We start from the raw sequence: 15,206 nt of genomic DNA, 5'->3' as shown, positions 1-15,206 counted from the left end.
GGACGGTACGCCTGTTCACGGAACTGCGGGCCGAGCCGATTTCAGAGATCCTCATCAAGGCGAGATAGTGGCAGTTTGGCCGGGTATGGATGGCATCCGGTGATGGCAGCGGGAGGGAATCTGTGAACGGGGATGGGGCCATGCCGCAGTGGCACTTCCCGGAGGGCGAGGGTCTTCCGGTGCGTCAGCTGATCGAGGGGACCTTGGCCCCCATCGTGGTTCTCGATGCGCAGCTGCGTCATCTGTACGTCAATCCTGCGTGGGCCGAGGTCAGTGGCTTGTCAGCGTCCGCGTTCCTGGGAAAGACGCTCGAGGAGGTGCTGCCGGATCTGCAACGGCCGGACGATGTCCTGGCCGAGGTCCTCGCGGACGGGCAGCCCCGGGAGGCGACCATCTCGGGAACGACGGGGGTTTCCTCTGCGCTGGGGCAACGGCTGTGGCGGGCTGTCTATCACCGGGTGGAGTTGCCCGGACAGGATGCGGGGCTGTGCGGGATCGGCGTGGAGATCAGCAGTCTGCGCAGCTACCTGGACGACCTGGAGACCGCTCATCTACGGCTCGCGCTGTTGGATGCCGCAGCCACGCGGGTGGGCACCACGCTCGATATCGAGACCACGTGCCAGGAGCTGTCCGACTTCCTGGCCCCCTCGCTGGCGGACATGGCCGCGGTGGGCATCGTGGAGGAGGAGTTCACTGGTGCTCCCCCACCTCCGCCCGGCTTTGTGCGGCTGCGCAAGGTGAGGGGCTCCGCGCCTCCGGGGATGGAGTGGCTGCTGCACCAGATGGGCGGACCCGGACCCTACGTCGACATCCCGCGGGGCGTCGCCACGCGTCATTGCATGGACGTGGGGCGGCCGTGGCTGGCCAACCTGGCTTCGGACGACTTGTTCCAGAAGGTGACCGTGGACCCCGAGCGCACCAGGATCTTCCGCGCGGCCGGCGTCCACTCGCTGCTCATCGTCCCTCTGATCACGGCGGGCCGTCCGGTCGGCGTCGTCCTGTTGGGCCGGGCCGGCGCCTCACAGCCCTTCACCGAGGACGACGTTACGACGGTCCAGGCGTTGGCCGGCCGGGCCGCCCTGTCTGTCGACAGTGCCTGCCGCTACAGCTACGAGCACACCATGGCACTGGAACTCCAGCGTGCCCTGCTGGCCGAACCCCGCGCCCCTCACCCGGGCGTGGAGGTGGCCGCCCGCTACCTTCCCTCCGGACGCAGCGTCCTAGTCGGTGGAGACTGGTACGACTCGATCCCCTTGCCCGACTCGCGGACCTTGCTGGTCATGGGCGACGTGATGGGCCACGGCTTCCAGGCCGCCGTCACCATGAGCCAGTACCGCTCCCTGCTGCGCACCATTGCGACCACCATCACGGTCGTCGATGAGATCCTCGCAGAGTTCGACCGCCAAGTCGCTCAGCTCGGGCTCGACCGCCTCGCGACCTGCCTCCTCGCGGTCATGGACCCGCAGACGGGCGCCTGCACGGCAGCTAGCGCAGGACACCTGCCGCCCGCCGTTCTGCGCCCCGACGGCAGCATCGAAGTCCTGTGGCTGCCGGCCGGCCCGCCCATCGGCACCGGACTGGGCGGCTACGAATCACTCGCCGTCGACATGGACCCCGGCTTCACACTGGTGCTCTACACCGACGGACTGGTGGAGCGACGCGGCACCGACATCGACATCTCCGTACAGGAACTCGCCGGCCTGAGCCTGCCCGCCGACACCCCGCTGGACGACATGCTCGACACGGTCCTGGCACGCCTTGCGAACGGCGCTTACGAGGACGACGTCGCGATCCTCGCTGCCCGCCAACGCCACCACTTCTCTAGACACCTGCGATCGAGAAGTTGAGAACGAGGAGCTCAGCGGGCTTGCAGCATTCCAGCGCGGCCATTGGCCTCAACCGCGTGGTGACAGCGGTGGTGGCCCTGTGCCGGGCGAAGACCCAGCCGGTCGCGTCATCCCAAGGCCGTACCCGCTCGCGGTGCGGCTGATGTCCCACGTGAGCACGAGATACAGCGCGGCATCAGGTTGGGGGGCGCTGCGGTCGGCGCGGACCGTACCGGGCGGAATGCCCCGGCGGGTAAGGGCTGCATCGACGACCTGGAGGTAGGCCAGTGCGGCAGCAGCCGTGCCGCACCGGGCCCCAGTCCGGGTGGATTGAGGATCACGACTCACTTCCCTGTGCGGGCCGAGTCATGAGGCGCGGCGGTAGACGGCGGCCGGGCCTATGACGCGCGGGCCGAACTTGGCGCGGATGCGGTCGATGGCCTCTTCTGGGATCAGTCGGTCCTCGCGGGCATCGTCGAGGCTGATCTGCTCGGCGGCCTGGTGAGCACTGATCAGGTCTTCGGCCTTCAGGGCGAGGGCGGTGAGGCGGCCGCGCTGGAGGCCGGCGGCGTCCATCAGCTGGTAGGCAAGCAGGCACAGGTCGTCATCATGTGCGGACGGTTCTGCCAGGCGGCGCTGCTTCTCCCAGCGACTGCCACCGGCGAACGTCAGCGTCAGGGTCAGCGCGCCGGCCGCTGGGGGACGGTGAGGCCCCGGGCACGGACACAACCGCGGGTGGTCGGCGTGGTCAGCGCCGTCGAGGGTGCAGGAGCGCAGGGCCGTGAACTGGGCCTCGATCCGGTTCAGCCAGGAGGAGTTGGTCGGGGTGCAGGCGATCTCCACGTTGTTCGCCGCCGCCCAGGTGCCGACCCGCTACGGAGCCCGTTCCCCTGCGGACTGACCGCAGTAACCGCCGGCCCTCATCGTCATCGAACTCGCCACCGCGCACTCGTTCTGCCACCCACAAAGCCTGGCGGCCCGATGGCGCCGGAGCGTCAGGTTCAGGAGGAGTCACTGGAATCGGCTGCAAGCGTTTTGCCCACGACTGCTGACCGGGCGACGCCGTCGACGGTCACACAGTTACCGTAGACACGATCATGGCTGGTCCAGCCGTTGACGCGGCCACGGTTGTTGCTGATCTGCACCCGCTTCCTGGCGCGGTCCACTGACGACACCAAGTGCAAGTAGACCGTCCCGGCGACACGGGCGAGAACGATGTCCCCGACTTCCAACTTCGCCGGGTCGACCGGCGCGACGACCACCTGCTGCCGACGGCGTATCAGCGGGACCATCGAGGAGCCGCTGGGTCGGAACGCCACGGTGGCCCCGCCAGCAACTCTGCCTGCCACTGCATCCAATGCACCCATCCAACGATCGTGGCAGATTCCCATGCACCACCCCACCGATTTTCTTCTCCGAGCTCCACCAGCGGCGAACCTTGGGTCGCGGCACTAGAAATGGGGGCGAACTCAAGGTCTGGGACCCCCTTTTTTGTGTCGATGTGGCTGCCGTCGATCACCGCCCGGGACCAGGCGATCTCGTTTTCCGCGTTCAGCTGGGCAAGCAGGGTCCGATGCAGATCGTCGAACGCCCCGGCGTTGATCCACCACTTGATCCGCCGCCAGCACGTCATGTCTGACCTGAAGCCGAGTTCCTGCGGAAGGTTTTCCCAGCCGATCCCGGTATGCAGCACGTACAAGATGCCCTGCCCACACCGCCGATCCGGGACCGGCCGCGGGCCGGGCGTCTTCATCGGTCCACGGCGGAAGCAACGGCTCGAGAAGCTCCCACAACTGATCATTTAGCAGAGCGCGTGAGCAGCTCTTTAACGTTCGTCTCAGGTTTGCTCGATAGGAAGTAGGCATGCGGAAAAGCAATGCAATCCGTATGCAGGAGGCTAGTGATGGCAGTCGACGCAGCACCATCCGGGGAAAGCGCAGCCCGGCCGGTTGCAGTTCGAGGCGGCCACCAGGGCTCTGGCGACGGCGTTCCCTGTCGCCGCACGCAGGCGGTCGTCAGCTCCACCACAGCCGCTGAGCGCCGCCGTGGTGCGCGAGCAGGACGCGAAGACCACCTGAAGCATCTCGCAGACGGATGCCGTACGGATACCTCACCGCACAAACGCCTGAAGAGAGGGACTGACATGAAGCGCATGGGACGCCGCAGCTTTCTTGCCGCCAGCACGTCACTTGGCATTGGTGCCGGCTTGTCCACGCACGCCATTGTCTCGGAAGTGAGCGAGAACGAGACTTCGGACAAGGCTTTGGACATTTCACGGCGGGACCAGGATCTGCCCTTCATCGGCACGGAGGAGACCTTTTCGACTCCCACGTTGTTGAAGCTGAACTCCATCAATCAGGATCACATAGCGTTCCTTGAGGAAATTGGTCTTTCGGATCTAGGTGAACGCCGCATCGGCGATATGGATGCGGGGGGACTCAACGTTCAGATCCTCTCTGCTCATACACCCTCCGTACAAAATGTCCCTGGGCAAAAGGGCATCGACCTTGCCTATCGTCTTAACAGGCAACTTGTAGACGGGCCGATCGCCAAATATCCAGGCCGCTTCAAGGCTTTCGCCACCTTGCCCTTGCAGAGCCCGGAGGCAGCGGCGGACGAACTGGAACGCTCGGTTCGGGAAGATGGCTTCTTGGGTGCACTGACCAACGGACACATCGCGAAGAAGTATCTCGATCATCCCGATTTCGAGCCTGTGCTGGCACGTGCCGTTGCGCTCGATGTGCCGATCTACCTACATCCCGGCTATCCGGCCGACGAGGTCTTCAAGATCTACTACAGCACCACACGGTCTAAATACACGGAAGAGTACCAAGACTACATTTTCAGTGGGTCTGGATATGGTTGGCACCAGGAGGTGTTGACCCAATGCATTCGGATGATCACGTACGGGGTTTTCGACAGATTCCCCAAACTGAAAATCATCATCGGCCACATGGGCGAAGGTCTTCCCTTCTACTACGAGCGGATCGTCAATGACATGGGCCAGCCGACCAAAGACTCGCTCGAGAAGCCCATCGGGCAATACTTTCAGGACAACTTCTGGGTCACGACCAGCGCATTCCCCCAGACCGAACTGCTCGATCTCCTACTGAAGTACATAAGCGTGGATCGAGTGATGTTCGCAACCGACTACCCGTTCGCGGACATAAAGGAGCAGACCGACTGGTTCCGCGGAGTCGATTTGCCACGCGAAGACAAGGAAAAGATTGCGTTCCGAAATGCGGAGAAACTGTTCAGAATGAAAGTGCCTGTGAAGTGATACGACAGCGGCGGCCGGAGCACGAATGAGCCTTTTCCATCTTGATCAAGTGGTGAGTTCGAGGGCGACGACGGCGGTGATGTGACGCCGGCGCCAGCCGCGCAGATTCTTGCCTCGGAACGGGACGCGGACAGCAGGGGCCGCGTCCTGGTGTGCCTTGTCCGCCCAGCACTTGATCTCGTCGGCGGCGAGAGCTGCGGGAATGCCATGGATCCGGGCCGCGGTCAGATTGTGAACGGCTCCGGGTAGCGCGTCCGAGGCCCAGATCAGACGGTCGGCTGGATCGGCGAGGACCTGCACGTTCATCCGGTGGTGCTTCTTCTTCCCCGAGTAGTACGGGCGGTGGGCGGTGATGCGTTCGGTCGGCAGCACGGTGCCGTCGAGGATCACGACCGCTCCGTGACGTTCACTGGCTGGGTGTTGTCAGAGGCTCTGATGTGGGGATCCAGTTGACGGCTGGGGTGGGGGTCGGCATCGACAGCCGATGCCGCGGGCCAGGAGCAGGCTCCCGACGGTTTCCACCTCATGGCCTACGACGTGCAGAACTCCTTCGACTGCGCCCCTGGCACGATTCCCTTCTACGACTCGCTGAGCGGCACCGGCGCTGACGGGGTCCCCACGTGCTCAAACGAGCCGACCGAGGGGCGACCGTGCTGCAGGACCCCGGCCCGTCGGTGTTCGCCCCGCTGTACGGGAAGGTGACCGACCGTTTCGGGGTCACCTGGATCATCGGCGTCGCCGTCCCTCACAGCGGCTGGCATCGAAGACGCGGCCGCAGGCCGACTGCGCCCAGCGGCCCCCCTGGCGGGGGCCTTTGCGCGTGATCCGGCGGGTCATGGATGCCCTAAAGGTCGCCTGTGAGGAACTGCAGGCCGATGCCGCGCGCGCAGGGGCCGGGGGATGCGTCAGCCGACGAGGTTCTCCTCGACCCACTGACGGAGGCCAGTCACCGGGAGAGCGTGGCGTGCGTTGTAGGTGTCGCCCTTCGCCCACGCGACGCCGCGGCCCTGTGCGAAGACCGCCCGGTACTTCCGCGTCATGTTGTCCGGGTCGGCGGCCAGCTCGTCCAGCAGCGACGGAACCGTCCACACCACACGGCGGAACGGATGCTCCAGCACGATCTCGAGCGTCTCGGCCAGCTCGCCGTAGGTGATGGTGTCACCGGCGAGGTAGACGATCTCGTCGCGGATGCGAGGTTCGGCGAAGAGGATGTCCGCGGTGAGGACGCCGATGTCTTCGGGCGTCGTCACGGTGACCGCCGTCTCGAGACTGCCCAGCGCGTTGACGGTGTTGTTGGGCAGGTCCACCATGCCCGAGCCGGGCTCGAAGAGGTAGTTCATGAACATGCCGGTGGAGATGATGACCCACTCGGTCTGGTCCTGGGACCGGAGCAGGTCACGGACGTCCAGCTGGGAGTCGAAGATGTCCTGCGGGCTTCCCCGCCCGATGACGTCGAAGTCGACGCCGAACTGCCACGGGAAGTACCGCGGGACCCTCGCCTGGAGGGCGGCTTGGGCGACCTTCATGGGGGTCTCGAGGCCGGCGGTGATGCCCGTGCACCCGATGACCGTGTCGTAGTCGGCGAAGAGGGAGGCGAGCTCGTCGACGGCGTTCTTCACGAGGTCCCCTTCGACGATCTTCACGCCCAGGTTCTTGATCTCAGCGACGTCGCGCTGCTTGTCGGGTGCCGTGGACGCGATGGCGCCGGCCCGCAGGAGCACGCTGACGGACGAGCCCTCCACGTCCTTCGCTCGTCGGACGACGTTGCGGATGACGGGCATGCCGAGCTCCCCGGCTCCGATGATGAGGATGTCCCGGGAGGTGGGGATCGAGCTGTCGTTGGTCATCTGAAGGTCACTCTCGTGTTCGCATTTCCCCAGTGTGTTCTGGTCGCTGGGGTCTCAAGAAGCACCGTAAACTTTGACATCAGTGTCAAGGTCAAGTCGTCGGCTGACGAGGAGGAGCGAGAGATGAAGATCAGTGAGGCCGCCCAAAAGGTAGGAGCCCCGGCTCGGATGCTCCGCTACTACGAGCAGCAGGGGCTCATCGAGTCGTCGCGGTCGACCAACGGTTACCGCGACTACTCCGAGGACCAGGTCGAGCATGCACGTCACGTCCGGGCGCTCATCGAAGCTGGCCTGTCGACGAGAATGATCAAGATCGTGCTGGACATCGAGGCTCCCTCGGCCCAGGACGCAGCAGGCGCCTGCACCCAGCCCCTGGCAGAGGAGCTCGCTCGCGAACTGCGCGTCGTCGAGAACAGGATCGTGTGCCTGGAGAAGAGCCGAGACGCGGTGATCGACTACCTCCGGCGAACGGGCCACGCAGACCTGCTGACCCCAGCATGATTCGCAACCCCCGGGACCCGAGGGCGGAGGGGCATGGCCCCCGACCTGTGGGCGACATCGTCCAGGCCGTTCACACCTCACTCACCGGGCGCGGCGGCAAGAAGATACTCGTACTCGGCGGCGGCATAGCCGGCATGGCAACGGCGTACGAGCTGGGCAAGGCCGGATACGACTGCCGGATCGCTGGAAGCGAACGACCGCCCCGGGGGACGTAACCCGCCGCCGTCCTCCGTTGCGGACTCCGTCTGACCGTTGCGCTCAGCAGTGACCCGTACACACGATTCGCTCGATTCGATCGTGCTCGCACTTGAATCAAGCGCATGGACCGGGCATGGTGCTTGAAGCAAGCAAGACGTCTGCCGTTCACGCAGGAGAGAGGGGAGCCGCATGGACGACATCGACCGGGCCATCCTGCGGGAGCTGCAAGTCGACGGCCGGATCCCATACGCCGATCTGGGGCCGAAGGTGGGGTTGTCACCCTCGGCCGCGAGGCTGCGGCTGCAGCGGCTGCTCGACACCCAGGCGGTCCAGGTCGTCGGAGTGACGGACCCGATGACGATGGGCCAGCAGACGATGGCACTCCTGGGCGTGCGCGTCGACGGCGATTCCCGGGCGGTCGCCGATGAACTGTCCCGGCACGAGGAAGTCGTGTACACGGTCCTGACGGCCGGCGGCTTCGACCTGTTCGCGGAGGTGGTGTGCCCTCAGCCCCGGGATCTTCTGAACTTCATCAACGACGTCGTGCGGCCCGTCGAGGGTGTCGCATCCGTGGAGAACTTCCCCTACTTCGCGATCCACACGCACCGCTTCCTGTGGCACGTCGACTGAGGCGTACGAGTGTCCGAGCCCTGTTCGCCCACACCAGCCGAGGAACCCCGCATGCTGCCCGACGAGCACCGCACGATCGACTTCTTCACCAAGGACGCCCTTCCCGTGCCCCGCATCGCGCCGGCCGAGGCCGAACTCATCGCTGCCGAACGCCTCGGCCTCACCGCTCGCGCGCAGGCGCTGGGCAGTCAGCAGGACGCCAACTTCCTGCTGCACGCCGAAGACGGGACGCCCGAGGCGATTCTGAAGATCGCCAACCCCGCCTTCGGCCCGGTGGAGATCGAAGCCCAGGACACGGCAGCCGATCTGATCGCCTCGGCCTGTCCGGAACTGCGCATCGCCACGGTCCTGCGCCGTCCTGACGGCTCCCCGCGGCGCACGACGGTGGACACCGAGAACGGTCCGGCCCTCGCTCGCCTGCTGCGCCACCTGCCCGGCGGCACGCTCTCGGGACCACGGCACCTGTCCCCGGGCGCCGTGGCGGGCATGGGCACGATCGTCGGCAAGGTCAGCACCGCCCTGCGCGACTTCCGGCACCCGGGCCTGGACCGCGTGCTCCAGTGGGACCCGCAGCACGCCGATCGCGTCGTCGCCAAGCTCGCCGGGCACATCGGAGAACCCGACCGGCGCACCGCCGTCCTGACCGCGACCGCCGAGGCCTGGGCACATGTGCAGAAACTCGCCGCCGCGCTGCCGTCGCAGGCCGTGCACCTGGACCTCACCGACGACAATCTGGTCCGCCGTCCCGACAGCCGTCCGCCCATGCCGGACGGGGTCATCGACTTCGGTGACGTGACCACGAGCTGGGCGGTCGACGAACTCGCCGTGTCCCTGTCCTCGATCCTCCACCACGACGGTATCGAGCCTCACCACGTGCTGCCGGCCGTCCGCGCCTTCCACGCCGTTCGGCCGCTCTCCGCCGAGGAGGCCGAGGCGGTGTGGCCGATCGTGGTCCTGCGTGGCGCCGTCCTGGTGGCCAGCGGCCAGCACCAGGACGCCGTCGACGAGGACAACGCCTACGCCAAGGCCGGGCTCGACCGCGAATGGCGCATATTCGAGCAGGCCACCTCTCTGCCCCTGCCGGTGATGACCCGCCTCATCAGGGCCGCGACCGGCACGGCCGACGTGCCTGCCCGGACCGCGCAGGCCGGTGCGCCGGCACGCCCTCTCCTGCGGGACATCGCCACCGACGACATCACCCTCCTCGACCTGTCCACCGACGCCGATTCCATGGACCACGGAGCCTGGACGGACGCCGCTACCGAGGCCCGGCTGGCGACCTCCGCGCTCGCAGACGGAGCGGCCGCCGTCGCCACCCGGTACGCCCATGCTCGACTCACCCGGACATCGGCGCTGTCAGCGGTGTCCACCGCCACGGTGCCCACCGGAATCGACCTCTGGCTGGGCCGGGACGCCGTGGTGCAGGCGCCCGCCACGGGGAAGGTCCTCGCGGCGGCACCGGGCCACGTGGAACTCACCTACGGCACGCGGACGCTGTCGCTGTCCTTCCCCCACGAGGCCGAGCCCGTGGTCACCACCGGAGCGACGGTACGGGCGGGCGAGGACATCATCCACCTCGGATCCGGCGCCTCGGTCCACGTCGCGCTGCGCGACGCCGACGGCCCCGCTGTCCCGCGCCTGGTCCCTCCCGAGTACGCCGCCGGCTGGCTCGCGCTCACCACCGACCCCGCCCCGCTGCTCGGCCTCCCCGCCGACTCCGCCCGTACGGGCGACAGGGACCTGCTCGACCGGCGTGCCGCCGCGTTCGCCACCGTGCAGGAGCACTACTACGCCAACCCTCCACGTATCGAACGTGGTTGGCGCCACCATCTGCTGTCCACCGACGGACGCTCCTACCTCGATATCGTCAACAACGTCACCCCACTCGGCCACGCCCACCCCCGCGTCGAGCAGGCGGTCTCCCGGCAGTTGCGGCGGCTCAACACCAACTCGCGCTTCCACTACGCCTCCGTGGTGGAGTTCACCGAGCGCCTCGCCGCCCTCCTTCCCGACCCGCTGGACACGGTGTTCCTCGTCAACTCCGGTTCGGAGGCGGTGGATCTGGGCCTTCGCCTGGCCGTCGGGGCCTCCGGCCGGCCCGACGTCGTCGCGCTGCGCGAGGCGTACCACGGCTGGACCTACGCGTCCGACGCGGTCTCCACCTCCCTCCAGGACAACCCGAACGCCCTGGCCACCCGCCCGAGCTGGGTGCACACCGTGGACTCGCCGAACTCCTACCGCGGCCGCCACCGCGGGCCGGACGCCGTGCGCTACGCACCCGAGGCAGTCGCGGTGATCGACGAACTGGCCGCCGCCGGCCGCCCGGCGGGAGCGTTCATCGGCGAGACCTTCTACGGCAACGCCGGAGGAGTCGCCCTTCCCGACGGCTATCTCGCCCAGGTGTACGCCGCGGTACGGCGGCACGGCGGCCTGACCGTCGCCGACGAGGTCCAGGTCGGATACGGCCGCCTGGGCCACTGGTTCTGGGGCTTCGAGCAGCAGCGGGTCGTCCCCGACATCGTCTGCGTCGCCAAGGCCATGGGCAACGGACACCCCCTCGGCGCCGTCATCACGTCCAAGGCGGTCGCGGACCGCTACCGCGACCAGGGCTACTTCTTCTCCTCCACCGGCGGCAGCCCCGTCTCCAGCATCGTGGGCCTCACCGTCCTGGACACCCTGCGCGACGAAGACCTCCAGGGCAACGCGGCGCGCGTCGGCGGCCATCTGAAAAGCCGGCTCGAGGCCCTGGCCGACCGCTACGACATCATCGGCGCCGTCCACGGCTCGGGCCTCTACCTCGGCCTCGAACTCGTCCGGGACCGCACCGACCTGAAACCCGCCACAGAAGAGACCGCCGAACTCTGCGAGCGCATGCTCGACCTCGGCGTGATCGTCCAGCCCACCGGGGACCACCTCAACATCCTCAAGATCAAGCCACCGCTGTGCATCGACACCACCGCCGCGGACTTCTTCGCCGACATGCTCGACCTGGCCCTCACCCAACTCGGCCACTCCCACTGACACCGCACATCCTGCGGCCGAGGCACGGGCATCCAACGGCTCGGCCGGACGCCCGGGCCCCCGGCCACTTCCCACTCCTGCCTCAAGGCCTCGTGCACACAGACACGGCACCCTCGTGCCGGTACCAGACGCTGTCCAGCTCACGGCCGTCCCGCAGGACGTGGCGGGCCGGACCGGGGGCCGACACGAAACCAGCGCGTTCCAGGGAGCGGCGGCACGCGAGGTTCGCCGTCACCGTACCCGCCCGTACCGTCGGCAGACCGGCACGGCCGTGGGCGAACTCCGCGGCCGCCAGGAACAGTTCAGCGTTTCGAGGCCCTGGCCTCGATGGTCGGGGGCGAGAATCCCGGCGATCTCTCCCTTGTCGTGGTCGAGTTTCAGGTACCCGGCGTACCGCCTGATGTCGCGGCGTACACAGACCATGAACTCGGGCGTCTCAGGGCCGGGTTCGAAGAGCTCGGCCAGCTCGGGGTTGGAGCAGATGAACCAACGGGGGGTGGCGTCGACGGGGCCCATCCGCAGCAGGGCCTGTCTGGTGACGGCGACCGCCCGCGCGAATCCGGTACGACCTGGTCGGCCTGATTCCCCTGGTGTTCGTCCTGATGCGTCCGGCCGCACGTACCGGCTGTGCGCGGCGGCGGCGCAACGTACCGGCAAGGGGGAGAGTGCCGTACCTCCGGACTCGACCGACAGCGGGGTACAGCAGGGCCGGGTTCGAGCCCGTGACCGACGCCGGGCACACGATCCGCGAGCGGCGGAGAGTGCCTGTCCGAGGCTCGGATTGACAGCACATTGATTGCATTACTGACCCGTCAGATACTGCTACATCAGGTAACTTCCTCACCGGAGATCACCCTGCCCCCACACAGAGAGCGAAATCCCATGACCAGCTGGCCCAGCCGACGACGCCTTCTCACCACCGGAGCGGGGGCCGCGCTCAGCCTCGGCGCACTCGGCGCCACCGCATCCCCCGCCTCGGCCACCCCCGCAAAGTCCGCGACCGGCAGCGGCTCCGAGGAGACCAGAACCCTTGACGAGCTGTACCAGGACGCCCTCGCCGAGGGCGGCAAGCTCGTCGTCTACGCGGGCGGCGACCTCGCCAACTCGGGCAGCGGTGCGAACGCGCGCACCGCCTTCCGCGCACGGTTCCCGGAGATAGACCTCCAACTGATCGTGGACTACAGCAAGTACCACGACGTCCGGATCGACAACCAGTTCGCGACCGACACCCTCGTCCCCGACGTTGCCCAGCTGCAGACGCTGCAGGACTTCACCCGCTGGAAGCGTGAGGGCCGGCTGCTGCACTACAAGCCCGCCGGCTTCAGCAAGCTGTACAAGAAGTTCCGGGACGCTGACGGCGCCTGGATCTCTGCGGCGGTCATCGCCTTCAGCTACGTCTACGACATCGCGGCAGCCGGTGCGAACGCGCCTCAGTCTCCGCTGGACCTGATCGACCCACGCTGGAAAGGCAAGGTCGCCTCCTCCTACCCGCACGACGACGATGCGGTCCTCTACCTCTACGCCCTCTACGCGGAGAAGTACGGCTGGGACTGGATGGCGGCCCTCGCCGCCCAGCAGCCGCAGTTCGCTCGTGGTTCGTTCTCGCCCAGCACCGCGATCAACAACAAGACAGCAGTCGTCGGTCTCGGTACCGGAGCCAGTGCGACGGCCACCACCGGGATCCGTATGGGCATGCCCGACGAGCACCCCTTCATGGCCTGGGGCCAACGCCTGGCCATCTTCAAGCAGGCCGCCAACCCGACCGCGGCCAAGCTCTTCCTGAACTGGCAGATCTCCACCGAGCGCCAGACTTCCAACAGCTGGTCGGTGCGTACGGACATCGCCGCACCCACCGGCCTCCGGCCCGTCTGGGAGTACCCCAACGCCAACCTGGACGGCTTCCCCCGCTTCATGGAGGACCGCGCCAAGGTCGAGCGGCTCAAGCAGACCTTCGCCCTGTACTTCGGCGAGGTCAAGGGTGACCCGACACCCGGTTGGCTCGGCCTGCACCCCGGGGCCTGACCTGCCAGGCCTTGTGCCGCACCCGGGGCCCCGCGGTCTCGGGGTGCGGCATCTCCTTCACCGCCGCGGTGACCCTGCGATCGCTTGCCACGAAAGGCTGTTGTGGTCAACCGTCCCCCACAGCTTCACGTTCGAGCCGCTGGTGAAGTCGCCGCCCGTCCAGCGCCAAGTCGTTGGTGACGTCAAGCTGGTGCTCGGCATCTGGCTCGCGGTCCTTACCGCGCTCATCACGTGCGCCGCCATCTTCGGCGGCAAGCTCGACGACCGCTTCACCGTGCCGGGCACCGAGTCACAGCGCGCGCTGGACACGCTCGGCAAGACGCTGCCCGAAGCCTCCGGAGCCGACGCCCAGATCGTCGTCACCGCGCCCGCGGGCCACCGCATCACCGAGGCCCCCTACACCGCGGCCATCTCCGGGTCCGAGGCGGCGGTCACGAAGGCACCCCAGGTCAGCGCCGTGATGGGCCCGGCCGCATCATCAGGCAGAGGCCTGTCTTCCCGCCCTGCATCTGCGCCGCCTCGGCGTCGTGAGCGCCCCTGGGCAACGCTCCTGCCCCTCTGTGACCCACGCCACATGCAGTTCCTGTCAGCAATCGGGGCGCTATTCCGCTCAAGTCACGAAGGGCAAGCGAACAGACAGGAGCGACACATGAAGCACCGCATCGTCGTCCTCGGTGCCGGCTACGCCGGGGCCTACGTAGCCGGGACCCTAGCCCGCCGGCTGTCCCCGGAGGACACCGAGATCACCGTGGTCAACGCCGCGTCGGACTTCGTCCAGCGGCTGCGGCTGCACCACCTCGCGGCCGGTCGGGAGATCGAGGCTCCACAGCTGGCCGACGTCTTCGCGGGCACGGGGATACGGCTGCGCCCGGCCCGTGTCACCGCCATCCACCCCGAGCGCCAGGTCGTCACCGTGGCCGACGCCGACGGCGGCGACGAACTCGGCTACGGCACGCTTGTCTACGCCCTCGGCAGCCGCGTCACCACCCATGGCGTCCCGGGGGTGGCGGAGCACGCCTTCGATGTCGCCAGCCGGCCCTCCGCGCTGCGCCTGCGCGAGCGTCTGGACAACCTGAACAGGCGAGGCGAAGGCGGGAGTGTGCTGGTCGTCGGCGACGGATTGACCGGCATCGAGACCGCCACCGAGATCGCCGAATCCCGGCCCGGCCTGTCGGTGACGCTGGTCGCCCGCGGAGAGCTGGGCGCCCGGCTCTCCGCCGGGGCACGCAGGCACCTGCGCCAGGCTTGCGACCGGCTGGGCATCACAGTCCTGGAGCACACCGAGGTCGAAGCCGTCGAAGCGGCACAGGTGCTGTGCGCCGACGGCACAGCCCTGGCGTCCGAGGCAACCGTGTGGACGGCCGGGTTCGCCGTCAGCCCCATCGCCGCAGCTGGCGGCCTGGAGGTTACCGAGAACGGTCGGATCGTCGTCGATCGCACCATGCAGTCGGTCTCACACCCGAACGTCTACGCCGCCGGCGACAGCGCCTACGCCATCGGCGACAACGGCCGGCCGCTGCCGATGTCCTGCGCTTCGGCCGGCTACACCGGCATGCAGGCCACGGCCGCGATCGTGGGACGCCTGACCGGCCGCAAGATCGCAACCACGAAGCTGGAGTACCTGGGCAACCACATCAGCCTCGGACGGCGGGACGCGATCCTGCAGATGGTCGATGACGATGGACAGGCAAAGCCGAAATATGTGGGCGGCCGGAAGGCCGCGCGAATCAAGGCGGGCATCCTCAAGATGTCGCTGTGGACCACCTCGCACCCGACGTTCGGCCTGCCCAAGCGCAAGCACCACCTGGCCGCCGTACCGGATGCGTCAGCCGAGAAGGCGATCGTGTACCCCGAAAACACGGTCGCGTAGCCGCCTAGGGT

Annotated in this window: 11 protein-coding genes and 4 pseudogenes; 8 read left to right on the top strand and 7 right to left on the bottom strand. The window is 67.6% G+C overall.

What is annotated here, in order from left to right; all coding sequences use genetic code 11:
- The first annotated feature begins 140 nt into the window (after positions 1 to 140).
- Positions 141 to 1,847, top strand: coding sequence for a SpoIIE family protein phosphatase (locus tag ABKA17_RS42525; RefSeq protein ID WP_353697775.1), 1,707 nt, complete (start codon positions 141 to 143; stop codon positions 1,845 to 1,847).
- 345 nt (positions 1,848 to 2,192) lie between these two features.
- Here ABKA17_RS42525 and ABKA17_RS42520 read toward each other — a convergent pair.
- The 4 genes and pseudogenes from ABKA17_RS42520 to ABKA17_RS42505 all read right to left on the bottom strand — a co-directional run.
- A pseudogene (locus ABKA17_RS42520) lies at positions 2,193 to 2,507 on the bottom strand (DinB/UmuC family translesion DNA polymerase); the annotation flags it as partial.
- Positions 2,508 to 2,561: 54 nt separating this feature from the next.
- Positions 2,562 to 2,699: pseudogene (locus ABKA17_RS42515) on the bottom strand (IS630 family transposase); the annotation flags it as partial.
- A gap of 128 nt (positions 2,700 to 2,827) precedes the next feature.
- Positions 2,828 to 3,118, bottom strand: coding sequence for a S26 family signal peptidase (locus ABKA17_RS42510; RefSeq protein WP_353697774.1), 291 nt, complete (start codon positions 3,116 to 3,118; stop codon positions 2,828 to 2,830).
- Complete coding sequence (locus tag ABKA17_RS42505; RefSeq protein ID WP_353697773.1) at positions 3,106 to 3,579, bottom strand: transposase; 474 nt, start codon at positions 3,577 to 3,579, stop codon at positions 3,106 to 3,108. Before ABKA17_RS42505 ends, ABKA17_RS42510 begins: the two co-directional genes overlap by 13 nt.
- A gap of 150 nt (positions 3,580 to 3,729) precedes the next feature.
- Here ABKA17_RS42505 and ABKA17_RS42500 point away from each other — a divergent pair, with 150 nt between their 5' ends.
- On the top strand, positions 3,730 to 5,106 hold the full coding sequence (locus ABKA17_RS42500) for an amidohydrolase family protein (RefSeq protein WP_353697772.1): 1,377 nt from the start codon (positions 3,730 to 3,732) through the stop codon (positions 5,104 to 5,106).
- Between the two features lie 108 nt (positions 5,107 to 5,214).
- On the opposite strand, the pseudogene ABKA17_RS42495 reads toward ABKA17_RS42500, so the two are convergent.
- Together ABKA17_RS42495 and ABKA17_RS42490 are read right to left on the bottom strand one after the other, a co-directional pair.
- A pseudogene (locus ABKA17_RS42495) lies at positions 5,215 to 5,502 on the bottom strand (transposase family protein); the annotation flags it as partial.
- A gap of 509 nt (positions 5,503 to 6,011) precedes the next feature.
- Positions 6,012 to 6,953 (bottom strand): aromatic alcohol reductase, encoded by a 942-nt coding sequence (locus ABKA17_RS42490; protein ID WP_353697771.1) that lies wholly within the window; start codon positions 6,951 to 6,953, stop codon positions 6,012 to 6,014.
- A gap of 123 nt (positions 6,954 to 7,076) precedes the next feature.
- Between ABKA17_RS42490 and ABKA17_RS42485 the strand changes: the two genes are divergently transcribed.
- From ABKA17_RS42485 to ABKA17_RS42470, 4 genes and pseudogenes are all read left to right on the top strand, one after another.
- A complete protein-coding gene (locus ABKA17_RS42485; protein WP_353697770.1) occupies positions 7,077 to 7,454 on the top strand; it encodes a MerR family transcriptional regulator in 378 nt (125 codons plus the stop codon).
- A pseudogene (locus ABKA17_RS42480) lies at positions 7,451 to 7,670 on the top strand (FAD-dependent oxidoreductase); the annotation flags it as partial. The gene ABKA17_RS42485 and the pseudogene ABKA17_RS42480, both read left to right, overlap by 4 nt.
- Before the next feature lie 171 nt (positions 7,671 to 7,841).
- Positions 7,842 to 8,282, top strand: a complete 441-nt coding sequence (locus ABKA17_RS42475) for an Lrp/AsnC family transcriptional regulator (RefSeq protein ID WP_353697769.1) — start codon at positions 7,842 to 7,844, stop codon at positions 8,280 to 8,282.
- Positions 8,283 to 8,333: 51 nt separating this feature from the next.
- Positions 8,334 to 11,303 carry an aminotransferase gene (locus ABKA17_RS42470; protein ID WP_353697768.1) on the top strand — a complete coding sequence of 990 codons (2,970 nt, stop codon included), beginning with the start codon at positions 8,334 to 8,336 and terminating at the stop codon, positions 11,301 to 11,303.
- A 231-nt stretch (positions 11,304 to 11,534) separates the two neighbouring features.
- On the opposite strand, the gene ABKA17_RS42465 is transcribed toward ABKA17_RS42470, so the two are convergent.
- On the bottom strand, positions 11,535 to 11,819 hold the full coding sequence (locus tag ABKA17_RS42465) for a hypothetical protein (protein WP_353697767.1): 285 nt from the start codon (positions 11,817 to 11,819) through the stop codon (positions 11,535 to 11,537).
- A gap of 366 nt (positions 11,820 to 12,185) precedes the next feature.
- Here ABKA17_RS42465 and ABKA17_RS42460 point away from each other — a divergent pair, with 366 nt between their 5' ends.
- Together ABKA17_RS42460 and ABKA17_RS42455 are read left to right on the top strand one after the other, a co-directional pair.
- Complete coding sequence (locus ABKA17_RS42460; protein ID WP_353697766.1) at positions 12,186 to 13,325, top strand: ABC transporter substrate-binding protein; 1,140 nt, start codon at positions 12,186 to 12,188, stop codon at positions 13,323 to 13,325.
- 649 nt (positions 13,326 to 13,974) lie between these two features.
- Positions 13,975 to 15,195 (top strand): NAD(P)/FAD-dependent oxidoreductase, encoded by a 1,221-nt coding sequence (locus ABKA17_RS42455; RefSeq protein WP_353697853.1) that lies wholly within the window; start codon positions 13,975 to 13,977, stop codon positions 15,193 to 15,195.
- Positions 15,196 to 15,206 lie beyond the last annotated feature (11 nt).

It is taken from the genome of Streptomyces sp. RG80 (genome assembly GCF_040446465.1).
Taxonomy (GTDB): Bacteria; Actinomycetota; Actinomycetes; order Streptomycetales; family Streptomycetaceae; genus Streptomyces.
Note: the sequence above shows the minus strand (reverse complement) of the source record. Positions and strands in the feature narration are given on the sequence as shown.

Excerpts from the sequence above, each read along its gene's own strand:
- ABKA17_RS42465 (WP_353697767.1), bottom strand. The coding sequence starts at position 11,819 with ATGGGCCCCGTCGACGCCACCCCCCGTTGGTTCATCTGCTCCAACCCC.
- ABKA17_RS42455 (WP_353697853.1), top strand. The coding sequence starts at position 13,975 with ATGAAGCACCGCATCGTCGTCCTCGGTGCCGGCTACGCCGGGGCCTAC.
- ABKA17_RS42460 (WP_353697766.1), top strand. The coding sequence starts at position 12,186 with ATGACCAGCTGGCCCAGCCGACGACGCCTTCTCACCACCGGAGCGGGG.
- ABKA17_RS42500 (WP_353697772.1), top strand. The coding sequence starts at position 3,730 with ATGGCAGTCGACGCAGCACCATCCGGGGAAAGCGCAGCCCGGCCGGTT.
- ABKA17_RS42505 (WP_353697773.1), bottom strand. The coding sequence starts at position 3,579 with ATGAAGACGCCCGGCCCGCGGCCGGTCCCGGATCGGCGGTGTGGGCAG.
- ABKA17_RS42510 (WP_353697774.1), bottom strand. The coding sequence starts at position 3,118 with ATGGTCCCGCTGATACGCCGTCGGCAGCAGGTGGTCGTCGCGCCGGTC.
- ABKA17_RS42525 (WP_353697775.1), top strand. The coding sequence starts at position 141 with ATGCCGCAGTGGCACTTCCCGGAGGGCGAGGGTCTTCCGGTGCGTCAG.
- ABKA17_RS42475 (WP_353697769.1), top strand. The coding sequence starts at position 7,842 with ATGGACGACATCGACCGGGCCATCCTGCGGGAGCTGCAAGTCGACGGC.
- ABKA17_RS42485 (WP_353697770.1), top strand. The coding sequence starts at position 7,077 with ATGAAGATCAGTGAGGCCGCCCAAAAGGTAGGAGCCCCGGCTCGGATG.
- ABKA17_RS42490 (WP_353697771.1), bottom strand. The coding sequence starts at position 6,953 with ATGACCAACGACAGCTCGATCCCCACCTCCCGGGACATCCTCATCATC.
- ABKA17_RS42470 (WP_353697768.1), top strand. The coding sequence starts at position 8,334 with ATGCTGCCCGACGAGCACCGCACGATCGACTTCTTCACCAAGGACGCC.